Source organism: Anaerostipes sp. Marseille-Q3525 (assembly GCF_018223505.1).
GTDB classification, from domain to species: Bacteria; Bacillota; Clostridia; order Lachnospirales; family Lachnospiraceae; genus Anaerostipes; species Anaerostipes amylophilus.
The window spans coordinates 41567-62937 of sequence record NZ_JAGTTT010000005.1; the positions used below are offsets into that span (position 1 = coordinate 41567).

The 21371-nt window shown below is 37.5% G+C and carries 23 protein-coding genes; all 23 read right to left on the reverse strand.

Annotated features, from left to right (window positions below):
• Positions 1 to 33: 33 nt before the first annotated feature.
• On the reverse strand, positions 34 to 804 hold the full coding sequence (locus KE503_RS03925; RefSeq protein WP_022374951.1) for a sigma-70 domain-containing protein: 771 nt from the start codon (positions 802 to 804) through the stop codon (positions 34 to 36).
• A 14-nt stretch (positions 805 to 818) separates the two neighbouring features.
• Positions 819 to 1646, reverse strand: coding sequence for an undecaprenyl-diphosphate phosphatase (locus KE503_RS03930; RefSeq protein WP_022374952.1), 828 nt, complete (start codon positions 1644 to 1646; stop codon positions 819 to 821).
• Positions 1647 to 1719: 73 nt separating this feature from the next.
• Positions 1720 to 1962 (reverse strand): DNA-directed RNA polymerase subunit omega, encoded by a 243-nt coding sequence (rpoZ, locus tag KE503_RS03935; RefSeq protein ID WP_022374953.1) that lies wholly within the window; start codon positions 1960 to 1962, stop codon positions 1720 to 1722.
• 11 nt (positions 1963 to 1973) lie between these two features.
• Positions 1974 to 2591 (reverse strand): guanylate kinase, encoded by a 618-nt coding sequence (gene gmk, locus KE503_RS03940; RefSeq protein ID WP_022374954.1) that lies wholly within the window; start codon positions 2589 to 2591, stop codon positions 1974 to 1976.
• 18 nt (positions 2592 to 2609) lie between these two features.
• Positions 2610 to 3491, reverse strand: coding sequence for a YicC/YloC family endoribonuclease (locus tag KE503_RS03945; protein ID WP_212384536.1), 882 nt, complete (start codon positions 3489 to 3491; stop codon positions 2610 to 2612).
• Positions 3492 to 3578: 87 nt separating this feature from the next.
• The gene (locus KE503_RS03950; RefSeq protein WP_022374956.1) at positions 3579 to 4142 is read right to left on the reverse strand and encodes a Holliday junction resolvase RecU; all 564 of its coding nucleotides are present in this window, start codon (positions 4140 to 4142) and stop codon (positions 3579 to 3581) included.
• Positions 4142 to 5116, reverse strand: a complete 975-nt coding sequence (locus KE503_RS03955) for an RluA family pseudouridine synthase (RefSeq protein WP_212384537.1) — start codon at positions 5114 to 5116, stop codon at positions 4142 to 4144. Before KE503_RS03955 ends, KE503_RS03950 begins: the two co-directional genes overlap by 1 nt.
• An 11-nt stretch (positions 5117 to 5127) precedes the next feature.
• Positions 5128 to 5886 (reverse strand): SDR family NAD(P)-dependent oxidoreductase, encoded by a 759-nt coding sequence (locus tag KE503_RS03960; protein ID WP_117944401.1) that lies wholly within the window; start codon positions 5884 to 5886, stop codon positions 5128 to 5130.
• Positions 5887 to 5912: 26 nt separating this feature from the next.
• Positions 5913 to 6584 (reverse strand): HAD family hydrolase, encoded by a 672-nt coding sequence (locus KE503_RS03965; protein WP_055198275.1) that lies wholly within the window; start codon positions 6582 to 6584, stop codon positions 5913 to 5915.
• Positions 6571 to 7317, reverse strand: coding sequence for a pseudouridine synthase (locus tag KE503_RS03970; protein ID WP_212384538.1), 747 nt, complete (start codon positions 7315 to 7317; stop codon positions 6571 to 6573). The genes KE503_RS03965 and KE503_RS03970 overlap by 14 nt, the downstream gene beginning before the upstream one ends.
• Complete coding sequence (locus KE503_RS03975) at positions 7308 to 8669, reverse strand: RsmF rRNA methyltransferase first C-terminal domain-containing protein (protein WP_212384539.1); 1362 nt, start codon at positions 8667 to 8669, stop codon at positions 7308 to 7310. Before KE503_RS03975 ends, KE503_RS03970 begins: the two co-directional genes overlap by 10 nt.
• A gap of 7 nt (positions 8670 to 8676) precedes the next feature.
• Positions 8677 to 9480 (reverse strand): GTP pyrophosphokinase, encoded by an 804-nt coding sequence (locus KE503_RS03980; protein ID WP_022374962.1) that lies wholly within the window; start codon positions 9478 to 9480, stop codon positions 8677 to 8679.
• A 172-nt stretch (positions 9481 to 9652) separates the two neighbouring features.
• Positions 9653 to 10615: a beta-ketoacyl-ACP synthase III gene (locus KE503_RS03985; protein ID WP_022374963.1), complete on the reverse strand. Its 963-nt coding sequence runs from the start codon at positions 10613 to 10615 to the stop codon at positions 9653 to 9655.
• A gap of 129 nt (positions 10616 to 10744) precedes the next feature.
• Positions 10745 to 12217 (reverse strand): stage IV sporulation protein A, encoded by a 1473-nt coding sequence (gene spoIVA / locus KE503_RS03990; RefSeq protein ID WP_022374964.1) that lies wholly within the window; start codon positions 12215 to 12217, stop codon positions 10745 to 10747.
• 108 nt (positions 12218 to 12325) lie between these two features.
• Positions 12326 to 13201: a shikimate dehydrogenase gene (locus tag KE503_RS03995; RefSeq protein WP_212384540.1), complete on the reverse strand. Its 876-nt coding sequence runs from the start codon at positions 13199 to 13201 to the stop codon at positions 12326 to 12328.
• 46 nt (positions 13202 to 13247) lie between these two features.
• A complete protein-coding gene (locus KE503_RS04000) occupies positions 13248 to 14705 on the reverse strand; it encodes a UDP-N-acetylmuramoyl-L-alanyl-D-glutamate--2,6-diaminopimelate ligase (protein ID WP_055198286.1) in 1458 nt (485 codons plus the stop codon).
• 35 nt (positions 14706 to 14740) lie between these two features.
• Entirely contained in the window at positions 14741 to 15592 is an 852-nt protein-coding gene (dapF, locus tag KE503_RS04005; RefSeq protein ID WP_212384541.1) for a diaminopimelate epimerase, read from the reverse strand.
• Positions 15593 to 15787: 195 nt separating this feature from the next.
• A complete protein-coding gene (locus KE503_RS04010; protein WP_055198288.1) occupies positions 15788 to 17059 on the reverse strand; it encodes an aminotransferase class I/II-fold pyridoxal phosphate-dependent enzyme in 1272 nt (423 codons plus the stop codon).
• A gap of 67 nt (positions 17060 to 17126) precedes the next feature.
• Positions 17127 to 18137 carry an NAD(P)H-dependent glycerol-3-phosphate dehydrogenase gene (locus KE503_RS04015; RefSeq protein ID WP_117944392.1) on the reverse strand — a complete coding sequence of 337 codons (1011 nt, stop codon included), beginning with the start codon at positions 18135 to 18137 and terminating at the stop codon, positions 17127 to 17129.
• A gap of 14 nt (positions 18138 to 18151) precedes the next feature.
• A complete protein-coding gene (plsY, locus tag KE503_RS04020; protein WP_022374273.1) occupies positions 18152 to 18775 on the reverse strand; it encodes a glycerol-3-phosphate 1-O-acyltransferase PlsY in 624 nt (207 codons plus the stop codon).
• Positions 18775 to 20097 (reverse strand): ribosome biogenesis GTPase Der, encoded by a 1323-nt coding sequence (gene der, locus KE503_RS04025; protein ID WP_008393643.1) that lies wholly within the window; start codon positions 20095 to 20097, stop codon positions 18775 to 18777. The genes plsY and der overlap by 1 nt, the downstream gene beginning before the upstream one ends.
• Positions 20098 to 20215: 118 nt before the next feature.
• A complete protein-coding gene (gene pgeF / locus KE503_RS04030) occupies positions 20216 to 21034 on the reverse strand; it encodes a peptidoglycan editing factor PgeF (RefSeq protein WP_212384542.1) in 819 nt (272 codons plus the stop codon).
• The gene (locus tag KE503_RS04035) at positions 21024 to 21371 is read right to left on the reverse strand and encodes a YraN family protein (RefSeq protein WP_022374271.1); all 348 of its coding nucleotides are present in this window, start codon (positions 21369 to 21371) and stop codon (positions 21024 to 21026) included. Before KE503_RS04035 ends, pgeF begins: the two co-directional genes overlap by 11 nt.

Here is a 21371-nt window from a genome sequence, read left to right on the forward strand (position 1 = left end):
GATCATCCTCCCTTCTGTCAACACCAAGGATTTTTATGACTGTTTAATATCTGCTTCCATAACAGAAAGTGCATCGAGAGAAATCTTCATAATATCCTTTACCTCTTCCTCTGTCATAGAAAGATATTTTGCTAATTCTTCAATCTTTGGCTCTCTTCCAAGTTCTTTTGATAGAAATGTTGAAGCATCATCTAAGCGGTTTGCCTTGATTGCCATTGCCTCTCCAACACTGTCAGAACCTCTCTGCATTGCAATTGCATCAAGAATAGAATCTTCTACTGCACTTTTGGCATGTGCAAGAAATCCTTCTGCATCTCCATCTTGATAGATTGCCATTGCTTCTAATAGACCAATGTTACCTTCCTGCACAAGATCTCCAAATAAGACACCTTTTCCCATATGATTCCTTGCAATTTCAAGAATCTGCGGAAGAAAGCTTTCAATCACTGCTTCTCCATCTTCTTTGTCAGCAAGCCATGATGTGATCAGCTCTTTCTGCTCTTCTTCCCCCGGAAGATCCATCTGGCTTAATTCTTCTTCATAAAAACGGATCGCACCCTGTTCTTCTTCTGACACATTAGCTTTCGCCTCCGCCTCTTCTTCAGCAACAATCTGTGCTTCATCTACTCCAAGCACACGAATTCCCGCTTCTATAAAGCTTGCGATCAAAAGTTTCTTTGCTTCTTCATTCAAATTATAATCACTAAAATAATCTAATAACTCTTTGTGGTCAATCTGATTTCCATTTGTCTTTGCAATGGCGATCATCTCTTCCATATTCTTTAGAAATAAATTCTTATCCATGTTTTACAAACTCCTTATTTGATGAATGCAAAATACACGATCACTAGCAGACCGAGTATAATTCGGTATACACCAAATGCCTTAAAGTCATTCTTCTTAATATATCCAAGTAAAAACTTGATCGCTACGATAGATACAAGGAAGGATACTACCATTCCAACGATCAGTACGATCAATTGTGTTGTTGTAAATGCAAGACCAAATTTCACGATCTTTAATAAACTTGCTCCAAACATTACTGGAATTCCTAAGAAAAATGAGAATTCGGCAGCAACCGTTCTGGAACACCCGAGTAAGATTCCTCCAAGGATCGTTGCTCCTGATCTCGATGTACCTGGAATTAATGCTAATACCTGAAACACACCAATTCCCAATGCCATTCCATAAGATAATCTTGTAAGATCATTCATTGGTCTTCTTCTGATTCGTTTGTTGCGGTTTTCAATTATGATAAATAATATACCATAAATGATCAGCATTGCTGCAACTACTGGAGGATTATAAAAATGTGCATTCAACCAGTCGTCAAATAAAATGCCGATAATTGCTGCTGGAAATACCGCAAGAATTACCTTTGTCCATAAAACAATAGTATCCATCTTTTCCCTATGGTTTTTCTTTGGTGAAAATGGATTTAACTTATGAAAATATAAAACAACAACTGCCATGATCGCACCTAACTGAATCACAACGTCAAACATTTCCTTAAAGGCACCTGTCATATTTAATTTAATAAATTCATCTGCCAAGATCAGATGTCCTGTACTACTGATCGGCAGCCATTCCGTAATTCCCTCGACAATTCCAAGTAATACGGTTTTCAGTAATAAAATAATGTCCATAAAAACTCCCTGTCTGTACAAAGAAGGGTGTTTAGGAATCCCTAAGCACCCTGTTTTGTTTTCCTTGTTATTTCTATTCTTCTACTTCTTCATCGTCTCCAAGAATCTTTACTTTTTCTTCCCAAAGCTCTTCAACTGCTGTAGATAATGGTTTTGCACCATCTTTTTCTTCTACTAATGGCATATCTCCTGCAATGATCTGTCTTGCTCTCTTAGCACTTGCAAGTACAATAGAGTAACGGCTTGAGATAACTTTTTCTTCCTCACTGTCACCATTGATAACTTTCATTAATTCTGTATATGATGGATGTAACATAATAATTCCTCCTATAGTTGTTCTAATTCTTTTTTAGTTTCTTCTATAAATTTAAGGTTATTTCCAAGCAGGCAGTCTTTTGCCTGTACAATGGCATGAATTCGATCTGCACAATCTTCTACCTGATCGTTGATCACAATATAATCGTATTTATCCATATCCTCAGATTCTTCTTTGGCACGATTAATACGTTTGTTGATCACTTCTTCCGATTCAGTTCCTCTTCCTACCAGGCGTTCCTTGATTGCCGCAGCGCTTGGTGCCGTAATGAAGATCAATAATGCATCTTCATATTGTTTCTTAATATTAAACGCACCCTGCACTTCAATTTCCAAGATCACATTATGTCCTGCTGCAAGTTCTTCTTCTACAAACTTTCTTGGCGTTCCATAATAATTGTCCACATATCTGGCATACTCAATAAATCCATTATAGTCGATCAGATTTTTAAAATCATCTACCGTCTTAAAAAAATACTCCCTTCCGTCAACTTCACCTTCTCTCGGCTTTCTTGTTGTTGCGGAAATTGATAAACTATATCCATATTTTTCTACCAGTTTCTTTGCTACTGTTCCTTTTCCAACACCAGAAAATCCAGACAGTACCAGTAATGAACCTCTCTTTTCCATGATCTTTCCCTTCTTATCTTACTCTATGTTCTGAATCTGTTCTCTTACTTTCTCAACATTTGTCTTCAGTTCAATTGCATGATCTGCAAGATCAACATCACTTGACTTTGATAAGATCGTATTCGCTTCTCTGTTCATCTCCTGTGCCATGAAATCAAGCTTTCTTCCAATACTTTCATCACTTTCCAGCACATCTGTCATAGAACTGATATGACTTTGAAGTCTTACAATCTCTTCATCAACAGCAATCTTATCTGCATATAATGTAACTTCTGCCGCAATCCTGTTTTCTTCAATTGCTGAGTCTTCTAAAAATTCTTTCACTTTCTCTTCTAATTTTGCTCTGTATTCAGCAATGATCTGTGGAGAACGTCTCTCAATAAATGCCACATCTGCTGCCATCTGATCTAGCTTTCCAAGCAGATCTTTCTTAAGATTTGCTCCTTCGATCGTTCTTGTGTCTACAAATTTCTCGGCAGCCTGTCTTAATGCAGCTTCTAACAGCTCCCACCATACTTCTTCATCTTGCTGCACTTCTTCAAGTGTTACAACTTCTGGATACTTAGCAAGTGCTTCCGCAGTGATCTTTGTCTCAATACCAAAATCTTCCTGCATCTTCTTAAATACCTGCATATATTCTGCTGCCATTGCCTGATTATAATGAAGGCTTACTGCTGTCTCTGAAAGATCTTCATATGATACATAAATGTCAATCTTTCCACGACTCGCATATTCTTTCATGATATTACGGATATTTGCCTCAAACATGGCTAATTTCTTGGGAAGTTTTAATGAAATATCACAATATCTGTGGTTGACGGATTTCATCTCCACTGTGACTTTCTGATTCTTGTCATTGGACACTTCCCCATGTCCAAATCCTGTCATGCTTCTGATCATAAAATCTATCCTTTTCTACTCTGTGGCCAACATCCACAGGTTTTCTTTTTCGTCAATGTTATATTATACGCAAAATTTAGCTTTTCGTCAATCTTTTCGACACGAATCTTGCTGATCTTTTTGTTTCAGAACTTTCTGCAGACATTCCAGATAATGAAGGATCATTCCCTGCTTTAATGGAACAAAAAATCCAATATCTAATTCTTCATATTTAAAATGCTTGACTCCGCCCTCTTTTGCACGATTCCAGTATTTCATCATCTCCTGAAATGACATATAATAACAGACATGTCTTGATGTAAAATAGATCAATAAAAAACTAATGCCGCCCTGCTCTTCGTACTGCCGCATAAACTCTACCTGATGTTCATGAATGTTCTGAAGTGGAAATACGTCTTTTGCACATTCCTTTGCATCAAAACAGATAGGAATCCCCTGCACAACTCCTATGTAATCGACTGTACTTTTCTGATCAAAATAAGCAAGTGTGATATGACGTTTTGTTTTATCGAACCTTACTGGTTTGATCGATGTCGGTATTTTTTGCACTAGCGCAAGTTTTTGCTGGCGGTATTTTTCATTTGTATAATTGATCAATTCTTCCAGTACAGAACCTCTAAGACCTTTTACATTCCATTTATCTTCCGCCATTATAAATCTCTCCCAAATAATTCCTGTTTGATCGTTTCAAATCTTTTGGGAAGCGGTGCCTGAATTCTCTTTCCTGAAAGATTACTACATGTTTTTATATGTTTCGGGAACACGATTTCCTGACAATGAAGTAACTGGTCTTTTAATCCAAATCTTTGCTTCATCTGCTGATTGATCTTTCTATCTCCGTATTTGAAATCACCGATCAGTGGATGTCCGATACTTGCAAGGTGGGCACGAATCTGATGTGTCTTTCCTGTGATAAGTTTTACCTTTAATAGTGTAAATTCATCATTTGAGATTACAGGTTCATAAGCCGTTTCAATATGATTTCCGCCGAAAATCTCTTGCTTTGAAACTGTTACTTTGTTTGTTTTCTCATCTTTTCTTAAATATGCACTAACTTTCTGTGGTTTGTTAAGTTTCCCTTTCACAATACAAAGATAATACTTCTCCATATCTCGATTCTTTAACATCTCTGCCATTGTCTGCAGTCCTTCCATTGAAATTCCACAGATGATGATGCCTGTTGTATTACGATCAAGGCGATTACAAATGGACGGTTTGACTACTTGTAATTCTTTTTCACTGATCAATCCTTGATTCACTGCATATGGGATGATCTGATCGTTAATCGATATATCTTCTGATTTTGATTTCTGGGATAAGATTCCCCATGGTTTATTTACCATAATAACATTGTCATCTTCGTACAAAATATCAAGTTTCAGTTTTTGTTTTCCAGCCCTTACTTCTTCCCTAAATTTACTGATTGTATCTTCTGCAAGATAGATGCAGACCTGATCTCCTTTAGATAATTTTTCATTTCCAGTTGCCTTTTTTCCATTTAATTTGATATTTTTTTTTCGAAGCATTTTATACAAAAAACTTTTCGGTGCTTTATTTAAATATTTCGAGAGGATCTTGTCAAGTCTTTGTCCTTCCTCTCTTGCTGTTATGTTTAATTCTCTCATTTTTTATCCTTCTAACCCATGATTTTGGCAATCCATTTTCCGGGTAAGATCTTACAGATGATCCTTGTTGTTTTCATTGTAAATCCATAGACAGATACTGCTTTATTCTTCCTTGCATCACGGATTGCTTTACTTACAACCCTCTTTGGGTCTGCCATAGCAAATTTCTTATAAAACTTCATCTCTTCCTGCTCATATGCACGATCAAAGAATTCCGTCTTCACTGGTCCAGGACATACCGCTATGACTTTAACTTCCTGTCCTGATAGCTCCTGTCTAAGAGCAATAGAAAAACTTTTTGCATATGCTTTTGTTGCTGCGTAAACTGTGAAATCAGGCTGTGGTGCAAATCCTGCAGAAGATGCCATCTGATAAATAAAAGATCCTCTGCTTACATATGGAAGTACCAAGTAGGTAACTCTTGTCAATGCTTCACAATTTAAACGAATCATTCCTGCTGCATCTTCTTCTGTCTGATGCTCAAAAGAACCAGAAATTCCAAATCCTGAAGCATTTACTAGAATTCTTACAGTAGGACGTTCTTTTGCAAGAACCTTTCTAAGACGTTCAAAACTTTCTTCTTTCATAAGATCTAATGGAAGAATCCTAACTCTTGTTCCAATAATCTCTTTTTTTAGTTCTCTTAGTTTGTCTTTTCTTCTTGCGATCACCCAGATTTCATCGAGTCCCTTGTATTTCTTTGCGATCTGTCTAACAAATTCTTTCCCTATTCCTGAGGATGCTCCAGTTACCAGTGCAATATCTCTCATATGATCACCCTTTCTCTTGACCTTTGTTATTTCTTTAATGTCTCATAGGTTCCATTTAATATGTCATAATATGTATCAATATAGTAATCTGCTATCTCTCGCTTTTCTTTGACCGCACGTTCAGAATATGAATCTTTTACCGCGCAGACTTCCATCCCCGCACGTTTCCCGGCAAGCAGTCCATATGGAATATCTTCAAATACCAATGCATGTTCTGGCTTGGTATCGATCATCTTCGCCGCATGAAGATACACATCTGGTTCTGGTTTTCCTCTTGGGACTTCATCAGATGTACAAATATAATCAAACGCATCCAGAATGCCATTTGCTCTTAAACAGTCTTTCGCTAATTTTCTGGAATTACTTGTTGCAATCGCAAGCTTCATATCTCGTTCTTTTAATAACGAAATAAAATCTTGGACTCCATCTTTTAATGGAATTTCATTCACATAGATTTCAGAAGCCATATGATTCCATGTCTCCATAATCTCTTCAATCGTAAGAGGCAGTTCAAATCGCTTCTTAAAATATACTGCTGTCTCATGGAAACTGTAACCTTCCAACTCATCATTTAAACCTTCCGGCACCTGTAACCCATACTTTCCAAGAAAACGGATATCGATCTCTCTCCAGATCCACATGGAATCTACTAATGTTCCATCCAGATCAAAGATCACTGCCTTTTTATTTTCTAACATTTGTATGCTCCTTTAGTTCTTGTAACTCTGTCTCGCTTAATCTTCTGTACATTCCAAGTTCTAATTTTTCATCTAACTTTAAAGATCCCATAGATAATCTCTTTAGGTATAAAACTTCACTTCCAACCGCTTTTACCATACGTTTTACCTGATGAAACTTTCCTTCTGTGATCGTGATCAAAACTTCTGACTGATCTTCTCCTGCTGTCAGTATCTCAAGATCTGCTTCCTTTGATCTCTCTCCATTGCCAATATCCAAACCTTCCTGAAATTTTTTAACTTCTTCGTCTGTAAAGCTTCCAGATACTTTTGCAAAATATACCTTATCTACATGTTTCTTTGGAGAAAGCAGCTCGTGTGCAAGCATCCCATCATCAGTGAGAATTAGTAATCCTTCGGTATCCTTATCAAGTCTGCCAACTGGAAACAGCTTATCTTTAAAGTTTTCATGGATCAGATCAAGCACTGTCTTATCATGATCGTCCTTTGTCGCAGAGACAACGCCTTGCGGTTTATGAAGCATCAGATAATGAAACTGTTCAAATATAACCGGCTGATGTTCTAATTCCACTTGATCATCCTCTGCATCCAGTTTACTTTCTGGTTTCTTCACTATTTCCCCATTGATCGTAACTTTTCCTTTTTTGATCGCTTCTTTTGCTTCTTTTCTTGTGATATTTAAACTGTCACATAAAAATTTGTCTAACCTGATTTTCTTTGCCATTATAACCATCTCCAGCTGGAAGAATATTTGTTCTTCAGTCGTCCTTTTTTGATCTTTGCCCATCCTAATGGGAATTCATTTGTCCCTATCAGATGGATTCCTTCGGTTGCTGTATCAACATCTAATGTCTCGCATTTTAAATATTTTATGGTATTCTCATCGTTGATATCAAAAGAAAGATATGGCTTATATCCATCTGCTGAAAGTGCCACCGCAAATGACTGACTTGGCTCAAATCGACCTTTCTTCATCTCTCCTAGGTAGAGACCCTTTCTTAGAACTCTGACCTTTTTCATCTCTGGAATATCTTCTTTTAAATAAAATAACTTGCCTTGATGCTCCCTGACATGACTCCAGTCGATATCCATCTTACAGTTTTTAAAGAATTCTTCTGTCTCAGGAGTAAGTTTTACTTTCTTGATCTTCTCATATTTGAATGTTGGCTGTGGTCCATCTTCTTTCTTTAATAATGCAAGGAAATGACCTTCTCCTTTGATCTTATGAGGCCATAATCGGATACACTGCTTGATATCTTCTCTTCCTGTCAATGTCCATTCCGGATGTCCGTGATCAAAACCTTCACACATCTTCATTGGGACTAAAGAAAGATCATCATTCTTCTCTAAAAGGTATTCTATGACCTGTTCATTCTCTTCTGGAGAAAATGTACAGGTAGAATATAACAGCATACCACCTGGAGCTAACAGCTTGATCGCATCATCAACGATCTCTCGCTGTAACTTCGCATATGGTTCGCTTCCTTTCTGCTGCCAGTTCTTGATCTCGTTATTTCCTTTTCGAAACATTCCTTCCCCAGAACATGGGGCATCAATTAAAATCTTATTAAAAAAACCTGTCATTGATGGTACTAAATATTTGGCTTCGGTACAAAGGATCATATCATTTCTGATCCCGAACATCTCAATATTACGAATCAATGCTTTCGTTCTTGATATACTGACATCATTAGATACTAAAAGTCCTTCTCCATTTAACTTTGCTCCAAGTTCTGTTGATTTTCCACCTGGTGCTCCACACAGATCAAGTACGCGATCTCCCGGCTCTACTGGTAAGTAGGAAGCTGGTGTCATCGCACTTGGCTCCTGAATATAATAAAGTCCTGCATGATAATATGGGTGTTTGGATGGTTTTTCTTCTCTGTCTACATAAAATCCATTGTCTGTCCAAGGTACTTTTGTCACTTTGAATGGACAGATCTTTAAAAAATCCTCCACAGAAATCTTTAATGTATTCACTCTGATTCCATAGTATGCAGGATCATCTAAATGCTTCTCATACTCTTCAAAGTCCTCACCTAAGAGGCGTCTCATCTTCTCTTCAAATAATTCTGGTAATTTCATATCTCTCCTAAGAAATGCTTTGAGCACGATATCCTTCTGCAATGATATCTAACTGCTTATTAAAATGCTCTAAGCGTTCCATATCTCCTGTCTCGTATATTTTATAAAATTCATCCTGAATCTTTAAAACTTCATGACGATTTGCAACTTTATATAAATTCTGCATCGTATGAAGAATCTCTGATACAAGATTTGATTTCTTACGGAACGAATTCTGTGCGTCCATGATCTCGTCACGAACCGTTGACATCTCATGATCTAAGACATCAATCGCATCTGCTGCCACAAGAAGCTTATCAGTTACGTGTTTTGGAATATCTCCTTTATATTTATACTGTAATGAATGTTCTACCGTTGCCCAGAAATTCATCGCAAGTGTCCTGATCTGAATCTCTGCCTGAATTCGTTTCTTCCCATAAATTGTATTCACTTCATAATAAATGATCACATGATAGCTTCGATATCCACTGTCTTTGGAATGTGAAATATAATCTTTGTGGCTCTTGATCTCCATATCGGAACGGCTCTCTATGATCTCCAAAACCTTATCAATGTCTTCCACAAACTGGCAGATCAGTCGAACTCCTGCAATATCTTCTAATTCCTTCTCCACATCGTTGACATTAATCTTCTTTCTCTGCATCTTATCTAAGATACTTGAAATTGATTTTACACGTCCGTCAACCTGCTCGATTGGTGAATATCTTCCGACGTTCCTGTATTCTCTTATAATATGCCGAAACTTTAACACAAGTTCATCTACTGCCAGCTCATATGGGGTGAGCATTTCTCTCCATAACTGTAATTCCATTAATTCGATTCCCTCCTGTACTTATCCACTCATTATACCATATTTTAACTTCAAAAAGAATCCTGCATTGCAGGATTCCTGCTATTATATTTACATAAAAAAATAGTCAACTCTTATTTTTCTATGTAAGCTGACTATTTTTATTCTCTTTCGTATCTTGTTGGTTATCCACCTACCATGTAAGATAAACAGATCCCCATGTAAGTCCTCCGCCAAAACCGCTTAAAACAATCTTATCTCCGCGATTTAACATACCTTTCTGGTTCATCTCATCTAGAAGGATTGGCACCGTTGCAGATGATGTATTGGCACATCGATCTACGTTCATCGGAAACTTTTCGATCGGCTGTTTTAATCTTCTGGCCGCTGCCTCAATGATTCTTCGATTTGCCTGATGAAGTACAAAATATTTCACTTCTTCTTTATCAACTCCAGCTTGATCAAGCACCTTTGTAATACTCTTTGGCACCATACGGACTGCAAATTTAAATACCTCCTGCCCATCCATAGTGACCTGCTGCATTGGTGAATCATCTTTTACAAGAAGGTTATTAAGGTGTCTTTCCTCACATGTTAAGACATCTCCTTTTGCTCCATCAGACCCTGCATCAATGTAAATCTCTCTTGAATCATCCGCTTCGACGATCGCACATCCTGCTCCATCTCCAAATAATACACAAGTGCTTCGATCACTCCAGTCAAGAATCTTAGAAAGCGTCTCAACTCCGATGATCATCATCTTCTTGCCCATTCCTGCTCTTGCATATGCGATTGCTGTATTCAATCCATACACAAATCCTGAACATGCCGCATTGATATCCATGCACACTGCATTGACCGCTCCGATTCCCTTCTGCACCTGACAGGATGTACTTGGTGTCGCATGATCTCCTGATAACGTTGCAACAAAAATATGGTCTAATTCTTCTGCGCTGACCCCTGCATTCTCTAATGCTTTCTTTGCTGCTTTGACTGCCATTGTTGAGGTTGTATCTTCAATTGAAATGTGCCTGCTTCGAATTCCTGTTCTTGATGAGATCCATTCATCACTTGTATCCATTACTTTGGAAAGGTCATCGTTGCTTACTGATTTTTCTGGAAGAAAACTTCCTGTTCCTAATATTTTTACAGACATAATTACTCCACTTATCTTAATCGCTTCTTTTTCTATCTTTGATCCGTCTTTATTTTGCTAAATTCTATGAATCAAAAAAACACTTTGTCTATCAAAGTATATTCTTTTTCTATCCGTTTGTCAACGTTCTTAAATAATGATGCATACAAGACCTCCATTACTTTCATTGATAATCTTTTCCATTGTATCCTGAAGCTTTTGCTGACTTTCATCGGTCATCTTTAAAGCCTTAGTCTGCATGCCATCTCCGACAAGCTGTTCCAGCGTTTTTCCAAAAATATTAACATCCCACATACTCTCTCCCGGAGTCTGTGAACCTTGTTCAATATACTCCATCAAATCTTTCGCCTGATATTCTTCTCCGACAATTGGGGCGATTTCTGTGGAAATATTGGCACGGATCATATGAATGGATGGAGCACTTGCTTTGATCTTTACCCCATATTTGTTACCATGCTTTACGATCTGCGGCTGTTCTAATACAATTTCTTCCTTCGTTGGTGTTACCACTCCATATCCTCGCTGCTTAACTGCTGCAAGTGCTTCCCCGACTTCTTCATATTCTTTCTTTTTCTTTGAAAGTTCTCCCATGATCCGGATAAATTCATATTCATTGTGAATTTCCATTCCCGTAGTTTCGCTTAAGAAATCATAATAATAGGAATCTCCCACTTTTACAGTTATGATTACTTCGCCACTATCCATTGATACCGATTCTATTTTCTGGCTTGTTATGTATTTGTATTGTTTATCTTCATCATCATAGATATCTTTCATCGTTGTTTTGTTTGAAATGACATCTCTAGCCATTTCTAGTAATTCCATTTTTAACGGATGATCTTTTTTTAACATTTCCGTCCATCTTGGAACATAAAATCCGATCGATGAAATTGGAAATTCCATTAATATACTCTTTAAAAACTGGTAGATATCATCTTTTTTCATTTGCTCCAAATTCATCGGCAACACTTTTGTTCCATATTTTTCTTCTTTTTGTTCTGCTAATTGTTTTGTACTTTCTGAATATGGATGAATCGTATTTAATAATACTACAAATGGTTTCTTTAAAGCCTTTAGCTGGTTGATCGTCTCTTCTTCCGCAGGTTCATACTGCTTTGCATCAATTTCACCAAAAGACCCATCACACGTTACAACCACCCCAATCGTAGAATGATCTGTGATAACTTTTTTTGTCCCGATTGCTGCTGCCTTTGTAAATGGAATCTCGTAATCAAACCATGGTGTTTTTACAAGTCTCTCTTCTTCTCCTTCCATATGACCTGTTGCACCTTTTACCATATAACCTACACAATCAATGAGGCGTACATTTAATTCTATTCCATCTTCTACTTTAATAGAAACTGCTTCATTTGGGACAAATTTCGGCTCAGTTGTCATGATTGTTTTACCGCTTGATGACTGTGGAAGTTCATCATTCGCACGATTTCTGTCATTCTCGTCCTCGATATTGGGTAATACCATCAGATTCATAAAACGCTTGATAAATGTGCTTTTCCCTGTACGCACCGGACCAACAACCCCTATGTAAATCTCCCCATTTGTTCTTGCCTTCATATCTTTATATACATTAAACTGATCCATAAGTTCCTCCTTCATAGACTGATAAAGTATATGAAGGTTCTAAGAAAAAAAGACCAGAAAACAGTATATTTACCGTATCCGGTCTTTTGTAACATTCCAATATGTATCTTATACTCCCTGGAAGAATCTTTCTTTTACTTCATCAACAGGCATATCTTTTCCTGTGAATAATTTAAAAGATGCAACTCCCTGCCATAATAACATTCCTTTTCCTGGAACTGTGATACATCCATGTTCTTTTGCTTCTCTTAAGAATCTTGTTTCTTCTGGATTGTATACAACGTCTGCTACAACTAATCCTTCGTGGAACATTGTTGTATCTGTGATTACTGTTGTATCTTCTTTTGGTTTCATTCCAAGCAATGTTCCATTTACTAAGATATCTGCTCCATCAATCTTTTTGCGCATTGTATCTTTTGCATCCAGATCATATAATTCCACCTGACATGTTGGTACTTTGGCTTTGATCTTCTCAACCATCTTCTGGGCTCTTTCAAAAAATGGATCTCTTGGGTTAAAAATTGTGATAGATTTTGCTCCATCTAATGCACACTGTACCTGAATGGCTGTTGCTGCTCCACCTGCTCCAAAGATTACGATATCTTTTCCTTCAACGCTGATTCCATGATCTTTTAAGTTTGCAACAAAACCTTCACCATCTGTGATATGTCCGTATAATTTTCCGTCTCTGTTTACGATTGTGTTTACAGCTCCGATCAGTTCTGCTGCTGGTGATAATTCGTCCATATTCTGGGCTGCTGCTGTCTTGTTTGGCATTGTAACGTTGCATCCCTGGATATTTAACAGACGCATGGATTTGATGAATTCTGGTACTTCCTCTTCTTTAATATCAAAGGCAAGATAAGCTCCATCGACTCCGCATGCCTGAAACCCGTAATTCTGCATCGCTGGTGATGCGGAATGTGAAACCGGTGAACCGATCAGTCCAAATAATTTTGTTGTTCCTGAAATTCTTGCTTCCACGTTTGTAATTCTCCTTTATTTCTTTATATTTTAAAAGGCAGATATTCTATCTTCCTTCGATGATTTCCTGAATCAAATCTCTCTCATCCATGTGATGTTTCACACCTTTGATCTCCTGATAATCTTCATGTCCTTTTCCTGCAAGGATAATAATATCTCCTGCTCCGGCATGTTCCATACAATATTTGATTGCTTCTTTACGGTCTGGGATTGTAACATATTCTCCATCTGCTTTATGAACACCAATCAAAATATCATTGATGATATCCATTGGTTCTTCATTTCTTGGGTTATCAGATGTTACAACAGTAAGATCTGCAAGTTTTGATGATACTTCTCCCATCTCATAACGTCTTGCTTTTGCTCTGTTTCCACCACATCCAAATAAGCAATAGATCTTCTTTGGATTATATTTACGGATCGTTGTTAAAAGACTTTCAAGACTCATAGCGTTATGTGCATAGTCGATCATTAATGTATAATCTCCAGGAGTCTTGATGATCTCTAAACGTCCTTTGACCTGAATTGTATTTAATGCAGATAATACATCTTCTTTGACAATTCCCATATGGCGGCAAAGAGAGATTGCTGCCAATGAATTATATACTGTAAAATCTCCAGGGATATCTACATGTACGTTATATTCCTGTTTTCCCTTAAGATCATACGCAACTCCAAGATATCCAGGTTCCTGAATTCTTGTGATATTCTCTGCGTAGACATCATTTGTATCTTTCATTCCATAAGTTTCAATCGCACATGTATGGTCTTTGATGATTCTTTCTACATAATCATCATCTCCATTAACGATTCCCTGCTTACACTGCTGGAATAGTAAACTCTTGCAATGAATATAATCATCCATATCTTTATGCTCATTTTCCCCAATATGGTCTTCTGCAAGGTTTGTAAAAATTCCATAATCGAATTCAAATCCACTTGTTCGATGAAGCATCAAAGCCTGTGAAGATACTTCCATTACAACATTTTTAAGACCTGCATCTGCCATCTTACGGAAAGATTCCTGTACGATGTAAGATTCTGGTGTTGTATTGACGGATGGAATTTTTTCATCTCCAATGATCGTCTCAATCGTTCCGATCAGTCCTGTCTTTTGTCCTGCATGTTCTAAGACTGCACGGATCATATATGTCGTTGTTGTCTTTCCTTTGGTTCCTGTGATTCCGATCGTTGTCAATTCTTCTGCCGGATATCCAAAGTATGCTGCTGACATTTCAGCTAATGCAAGTCTTGTGTTATCAAACTTGATCACTGTTAAACTTTCTGGAACTTCTACATCTTTCTCTACAACGATCGCTGCTGCTCCAAGCTCTGCTGCCTGTGCTGCAAACTTATGTCCATCAAAAGCTGCTCCACTGATACATACAAATACACTGCCTTTTTCAATCTTTCTTGAATCATATACTAATGTAGAAATCTCTACATCTTCACTTCCCTGTACAAGGGTATATTCTGAGCGTTCTAATAATTCTTTTAAAATCATGTTCTATCTCCAATAATTCTTCTGTCTTTCTATTCTTAATCGTCAATTCCTGTAAGATCGATCTCACCATCAAATACTGTTATTGCTGGTCCTGTCATAAAGATCGTATCTTTCTCTTCATCATATTCGATCTGAAGGTCTCCACCTAAGAGATGTACTAAGACTTTCTTTCCTGTTTTCTTATTTAAATAAGATGCATAAGCACTTGCACATGCTCCTGTTCCGCAGGCAAGAGTTTCTCCTGCACCTCTCTCCCATACACGCATCTTAATTGTATTCTCATCAACTACTTCGATAAATTCTGTATTCACGCGATCTGGAAACATTGGATGATTCTCAAACTTCGGTCCGATCTTCTCAATGTCAATATCTGCAACAGAATCCACAAATACAACTCCATGAGGATTTCCCATGGAAATACATGTGATATTATATTCTTTTCCATCAACGATCACTGGCTGATCGATCACTTCTGTAAGATCATCATAGATTGCTGGAATCTTAGAAGCTTCTGTAATTGGTGCTTCCATGTCAACCTTTACCCATGTAACCTTGCCATCTTCTACTGTAAGGTCTAATTCTTTGATTCCACCCTTTGTCTCGATCGTGATCGTCGTTTTATCTGTTAGTCCATAATCATAGACATATTTAGCAATACAGCGGACACCATTTCCGCACATGGCTCCTTCAGAACCATCAGAGTTATACATGGCCATTCTAAAATCAGCCTTATCTGACGGACAGATACAGATCATTCCATCAGAACCAATTCCAAAATGCCGGTCACTGATAAATTTTGCCACTTTATTCGGGTTATTGATCTTTTCTTCTAAACAGTTTACATATACGTAGTCATTGCCACAACCGTGCATCTTTGTAAATTTCATGTAATCAACTCCTTTTTTGTTGTTTTACGAATAAACATTTTTATTTTATCACATCAACGTGTTAATTGTACAGATACAATCTTTGAATTTGTATTTCAAAATCAAATGATATCATTACAAAAATAAATGAGGAATACTCCTTATCATCTTTGATAAAGAATACTCCTCATAATATTTCTTAACGATGCATAAATCTTATGCCTGTTCTAACAGTTTTTCAATTCCTGCTTTCTTTACACATACACAAAACAGATCCATTGCCTGCTGTAATTCTTCTACTGTAGGGTAAGAAGGTGCAAGTCTGATATTACTGTCTTTTGGATCTTTCTTATATGGATATGTAGCACCTGCTCCAGTTAATGTAACTCCTGCTTCTTTGGCAAGTTCCACCACTCTCTTTGCACATCCTGGAAGAACATCTACAGATACAAAGTATCCACCCTTTGGACTTTCCCATGAAATTAATCCGCTTCCAGCAAGTTCTTTGTCTAATGTATTAAGAACTGTCTCAAATTTAGGTTTTAAACAGTCTGCTAAAATCTGCATATGTTTTCTGATTCCATCTGCATTCTTAAAGAACTGTACATGACGAAGCTGATTGATCTTGTCATATCCGATTGTCTGGGCTGTCATAACTTTCTTGATCTCTGCGATATTATCATCACTAGATGCAATAATAGATACTCCTGCACCTGGGAATGTAATCTTTGATGTTGAGAAGAAATAGTATGCTCTGTTATCATTTCCTGCTTCTTTACATGCATCTAAGATATTCTTAACTTTCACATCCTCAAAGATTGGATGTACTCCATATGCATTATCCCAGAAGATTCTGAAATCTTTGGCTGCTGTCTTCATGGAAGCAAGACGGTCAACTGTCTCATCACTGTAGCAGATTCCCTGTGGGTTAGAATATTTTGGTACACACCAGATTCCTTTGATACTTTCATCTTCTGCTACTAATTTCTCTACCTGATCCATATCTGGACCTTCTGGTGTCATATCAACTGTGATCAGTTCAAATCCTAATGTTTCTGTAACCATGAAATGTCTGTCATATCCTGGTGCTGGACATAAGAATTTTACTTTCTCAAGCTGTCCCCAAGGTTTTTCTCCTTCTGTTCCAAATACGACCAGTCTCATCATCTGATCAAACATCAGATTCAGACTTGCATTTCCTCCAACGATGATATTCTTCGCTGGGATATCAAGCAGATCACTGAAAATCTCTTTCATCTCTGGAAGTCCATCAAGGACTCCGTAATTACGCACATCTAAGCCATCTTTTGCATGATAATCCGTCATCGTCTCAAGCATTCCATTTGCATGATCGATCTGGTCTGGTGCTGGTTTTCCTCTTGCCATGTTGAGTGAAAGATCAAGATCTTTAAATTCCTGATACTTTTTGTTTACTTCCACTTCCTGCGCCTGTAACTCTTCTTTTGACATTTCCCTAAATGATTCCATTGTTGTCTTCCTTCCTTCATGTTTTTATGTTTTGTATATGTTTATGTTTTATATATTGTTTATCTGATTAATCCCATTCCAGATTTGTATGTTCCTGTTTTCTCTCACGAAGGAGTAAGTTTGAAACTTCCTCTTTTGGATCTGCATTTTCAAATAGTACTCTGTTCACTGCTTCCACGATTGGTACAGATACATTGCACTTCTTTGCAAGTCCAAGGGCTGCTTTGGCTGAATATACACCTTCTACAACCATTTTTACTTCTTTCATTGCCTCATCTGCAGTCATACCTTTTCCCATTAAGTATCCTGCTTTACGATTTCGACTATGTACACTTGTACATGTAACGATCAAATCTCCAACTCCTGTAAGTCCTGAGAATGTCTCTGGCTTTCCTCCCATGGCTTCTCCAAGACGTGTAAGCTCCGCAATTCCTCTTGTCATTAACGCTGCTTTTGTATTGTCTCCATATCCAAGACCATCAACTGTTCCGGCTGCTAATGCGATAACATTTTTTAATGCTCCTCCTAGTTCGATTCCGATAATATCTGAACTTGTGTATACACGGAATACTTTATTCATAAATACGTCCTGAAGCATCTCTGCTGTCTTTTTATTTTTTGCACCAATTACAACCGTTGTAGGAATTCCTATTCCTACTTCTTCTGCATGACTAGGTCCTGATAATACGCAAACTTCTGCATTTGGAATTTCTTCTTCGATGATATCAGATAATGTCTTATATGTAACATCTTCAATACCTTTTGCAACATTCACAATGATCTGCCCATCTTTCACGAAAGGAGACATCTGTTTTGCGACCGTACGAACAACTGGTGAAGGAACTGCCATAACAACAACATCTTCATCTGTTAAAGCTGTTTCAAGATCTGCTTCAATTGCGATATTATCTGGTAATTTTACACCTGGTAATTTTTCCTGCTGTTCTCTCTTTGTAGAAAGCATCTCGATTTCATGTGGATCATGTGTCCATAAAGTCACCTCATGTCCATTATTTGCTAATAACACTGCAAGAGCGCTTCCCCAGCTTCCTGCACCAATAACGCTGACTTTCTTCATAGTCTTAGTTCCTCCTAACGTTTTACTTTCTGACCTAATTTATTCTCAGTACCATTCATCAAACGAACAATATTTGCACGATGGCGCCAGATTGCCATGGCCGTAAAAATACATCCAACAACAACTAATTTCCAGTCTTGTGGATTGTTAAAATACAAAATAAACGGTATGATCAGTACCATGCAGATCGATCCCAATGATACATACTTTGAAATGATCGTAATGATCAAAAATACTGCTGCACAGATCAACCCAAGCTGCCAGTGAAATGCAAAAATAACTCCCCCTGTTGTTGCAATTCCTTTTCCACCTTTAAATCCAAGGTAAAACGGAAAATTATGTCCTAGTACTACTGCAAACCCTGTCAAAAGCCAAAGATAAGCTTCTCCCTCTACACCAAATGCAGGCATGATCACATATCTTGCAAGATTAACTGCCACAAGTCCTTTGGCTGCATCTCCAAGAAACGTAATGATCGCTGCTGTCTTTCCGAGGGTTCTTAATGTATTCGTTGTCCCGGAATTTCCACTTCCGTAATCTCTAATGTCGATCTTGTTTACACGCCCGACAATATATCCTGTCTGGATGCACCCAAATAAATATCCGACAATCATACACACAACAATACAAACTACCATTATCTTTCCTTCCTTTCCCTCGCAATGATATGGATTGGTGTTCCTCTGAATCCAAATGTATTACGGATCTGGTTTTCAAGATATCTTGTGTATGAAAAATGCATCAATTGACGATCATTGATAAATACAACAAATGTTGGTGGTTTCACAGAAACCTGTGTAATATAGTAAAGTTTTAATCTCTTTCCTTTGTCTGATGGTGGCTGTTTCATAGCAACCGCTTCTGTAAGAATCTCGTTTAAGACTCCTGTCTGTACACGTAATGCATGGTTCTCGATAACCATATCAAGTACATCAAAGATCTTAGGAAGTCGCTGTCCAGTCTTCGCAGAAATGAAAACAAGTTCTGCATAAGACATGTAAGATAGTACTTCTCTGACCTGATTTGTAAATTTGTAAATTGTCTTATCGTTCTTCTCGATCAAATCCCATTTATTGACCGCAATGATCATACCTTTTCCGCGTTCATGTGCAATTCCTGCGATCTTGGCATCCTGTTCTGTAATTCCTTCTTCTGCATCAATAACTAAGATTGCCACATCGCAACGTTCTACAGCTGCAACAGTACGGATGACACTGTAACGTTCAATATCTTCTTTCACTCTGGCCTTCTTTCGAAGTCCCGCTGTATCGATGAATACATATTCTTTTCCATTACGTTTCACTGTTGTATCGATCGCATCTCTTGTTGTTCCAGCAATATCAGAAACAATCAAACGATCTTCTCCTAATAACTTGTTGATCAGAGAAGATTTTCCTGCGTTTGGTTTTCCGATAATCGCAACTCTTGGTCTCTCATCTTCTTTCTCATCTGCATCCTGTGGATTACAATGAACAAGAACTTCATCTAACAGATCACCAAATCCAATCTTAGAATTTGCTGAAACTGGGAATGGCGTTCCAAGTCCCAGATTGTAAAATTCATAAGTATCCAGAACGAATTTCTCATAATTATCTACTTTGTTGACCGCTAAAACAATTGGTTTTCCAGATCGTCTTAACATATCTGCCACCTGATAATCGGCATCAACAAGTCCCTGTCTTACGTCTGTAAGGAAGATGATTACATCAGCTGTTTCCATCGCGATCTCTGCCTGTCCTCTCATATGACTTAATAGCAGATCACCGCTATCTGGTTCAATACCGCCTGTATCAATCAATGTAAACTGGTAGTTTAACCATGTTACATCTGCATAGATACGGTCTCTTGTTACTCCCGGTGTGTCTTTTACAATTGAAATTTTTTCTCCTGCCAGTGCATTAAACAATGTAGACTTTCCTACATTGGGTCTTCCTACAATGGCAATGATCGGCTTACTCATAATCTATATACCTCTCTAAATGTTTCAAAAACCTGTACTGTTTCTAAGTATACCTTATCTTATGAAATTCGTCCAGTGTGAAGAATTTCACAAAATAAAATACTATTTTTATATCATATTATAATACGATGAATGCTGCTAAATTCCCACGTTTTCCATGACTTGCTCTATGTGAAAACAATAAGTCCGGATTGCAGCATGTGCAGATATCTGTAATATCTAGATTCTCTGGAAGAATTCCTGCTTCTGTTAAAATGATCTCATTTGCTTTCCAAAGATCTAACTGATATTTTCCATTTCCTTTATCATCCAGAAATTCCTTTGCATCATGTCCTGTCAGTTCTTTCTTAAATTTCTCTGCAACATCCTCGCTGACTTCATAGCAGCTTCGACAAATTGATGGCCCGATCGCTGCAACGATATTTTCTTTTTTGCATCCAAATTCACTTTCCAAAAATCGTACCATCTTGGCACCGATCCTTCCAACTGTTCCTCTCCATCCAGAATGTGCCAATGCTGCAACCTTTTCTACAGGATCATAAAAGAATAATGGAACACAATCTGCATATCCTGTATAAAGCGGAATCCCTGGCTCATTTGTTGCAAGACCATCCATATCTTTCATGACTTTTCCGCAGTCTTCTTTTGTTACTTTATGGATTTTTGTCTCATGGATCTGATTAGAAAACACAAGTTTTGTATGATCAAATCCAATTGCTTTCCCGATTCGCCTGAAATTTTCATCCACGGCTTCCTTTTTATCACAACGGTTATAGCTTAAATTCAGTGTTGCAAACATCCCTTCACTGACTCCACCTATCCGAGTTGAAAATCCATGTCTGACTCCTGCTTGATCTAATTTCCTAAATGTCAGATATGGAACATTTCCTTCATGTAATATCGTAGACTGATTGTCATTTGATTTCTTAAAATGCATGTTTTATCACCCTGATCTTCTTTCCTAAAATCTCTACTACATCAAAACGCATCTGCTGTTCAAAGGATAAATGATTCTTCTTTAAATAAATCATTGCACTCTTTCGAATCTTTTGCTGTTTTCTTTGATCTACAGCCTGTGCCGGATATCCTTTTTTATCATCTTTTCTGTATTTCACTTCCACAAAAACCAATGTTTGACCTTCTTTTGCTATGATATCAATCTCTCCGACTTTCGTATAAAAGTTTTGTTCAAGAATATCATATCCTTGCTGTCCTAAAAACCAGCAGGCAATTGCTTCTGCCTTTGCCCCGGTTTCTCTGTTATTCTTCTTCAT

Excerpts from the sequence above, each read along its gene's own strand:
- KE503_RS03960 (WP_117944401.1), bottom strand. The coding sequence starts at position 5,886 with ATGAGAGATATTGCACTGGTAACTGGAGCATCCTCAGGAATAGGGAAA.
- KE503_RS04015 (WP_117944392.1), bottom strand. The coding sequence starts at position 18,137 with ATGAAGAAAGTCAGCGTTATTGGTGCAGGAAGCTGGGGAAGCGCTCTT.
- KE503_RS03985 (WP_022374963.1), bottom strand. The coding sequence starts at position 10,615 with ATGTCTGTAAAAATATTAGGAACAGGAAGTTTTCTTCCAGAAAAATCA.
- gmk (WP_022374954.1), bottom strand. The coding sequence starts at position 2,591 with ATGGAAAAGAGAGGTTCATTACTGGTACTGTCTGGATTTTCTGGTGTT.
- pgeF (WP_212384542.1), bottom strand. The coding sequence starts at position 21,034 with ATGCATTTTAAGAAATCAAATGACAATCAGTCTACGATATTACATGAA.
- KE503_RS03925 (WP_022374951.1), bottom strand. The coding sequence starts at position 804 with ATGGATAAGAATTTATTTCTAAAGAATATGGAAGAGATGATCGCCATT.
- rpoZ (WP_022374953.1), bottom strand. The coding sequence starts at position 1,962 with ATGTTACATCCATCATATACAGAATTAATGAAAGTTATCAATGGTGAC.
- KE503_RS03975 (WP_212384539.1), bottom strand. The coding sequence starts at position 8,669 with ATGAAATTACCAGAATTATTTGAAGAGAAGATGAGACGCCTCTTAGGT.
- KE503_RS03930 (WP_022374952.1), bottom strand. The coding sequence starts at position 1,646 with ATGGACATTATTTTATTACTGAAAACCGTATTACTTGGAATTGTCGAG.
- KE503_RS03965 (WP_055198275.1), bottom strand. The coding sequence starts at position 6,584 with ATGTTAGAAAATAAAAAGGCAGTGATCTTTGATCTGGATGGAACATTA.
- KE503_RS04010 (WP_055198288.1), bottom strand. The coding sequence starts at position 17,059 with ATGGAATCATTTAGGGAAATGTCAAAAGAAGAGTTACAGGCGCAGGAA.
- KE503_RS03950 (WP_022374956.1), bottom strand. The coding sequence starts at position 4,142 with ATGGCGGAAGATAAATGGAATGTAAAAGGTCTTAGAGGTTCTGTACTG.
- KE503_RS03955 (WP_212384537.1), bottom strand. The coding sequence starts at position 5,116 with ATGAGAGAATTAAACATAACAGCAAGAGAGGAAGGACAAAGACTTGAC.
- KE503_RS03945 (WP_212384536.1), bottom strand. The coding sequence starts at position 3,491 with ATGATCAGAAGCATGACAGGATTTGGACATGGGGAAGTGTCCAATGAC.
- KE503_RS03980 (WP_022374962.1), bottom strand. The coding sequence starts at position 9,480 with ATGGAATTACAGTTATGGAGAGAAATGCTCACCCCATATGAGCTGGCA.
- der (WP_008393643.1), bottom strand. The coding sequence starts at position 20,097 with ATGAGTAAGCCGATCATTGCCATTGTAGGAAGACCCAATGTAGGAAAG.
- KE503_RS03970 (WP_212384538.1), bottom strand. The coding sequence starts at position 7,317 with ATGGTTATAATGGCAAAGAAAATCAGGTTAGACAAATTTTTATGTGAC.
- dapF (WP_212384541.1), bottom strand. The coding sequence starts at position 15,592 with ATGAAATTTACAAAGATGCACGGTTGTGGCAATGACTACGTATATGTA.
- spoIVA (WP_022374964.1), bottom strand. The coding sequence starts at position 12,217 with ATGGATCAGTTTAATGTATATAAAGATATGAAGGCAAGAACAAATGGG.
- KE503_RS04035 (WP_022374271.1), bottom strand. The coding sequence starts at position 21,371 with ATGAAGAAGAATAACAGAGAAACCGGGGCAAAGGCAGAAGCAATTGCC.
- plsY (WP_022374273.1), bottom strand. The coding sequence starts at position 18,775 with ATGGTAGTTTGTATTGTTGTGTGTATGATTGTCGGATATTTATTTGGG.
- KE503_RS04000 (WP_055198286.1), bottom strand. The coding sequence starts at position 14,705 with ATGATTTTAAAAGAATTATTAGAACGCTCAGAATATACCCTTGTACAG.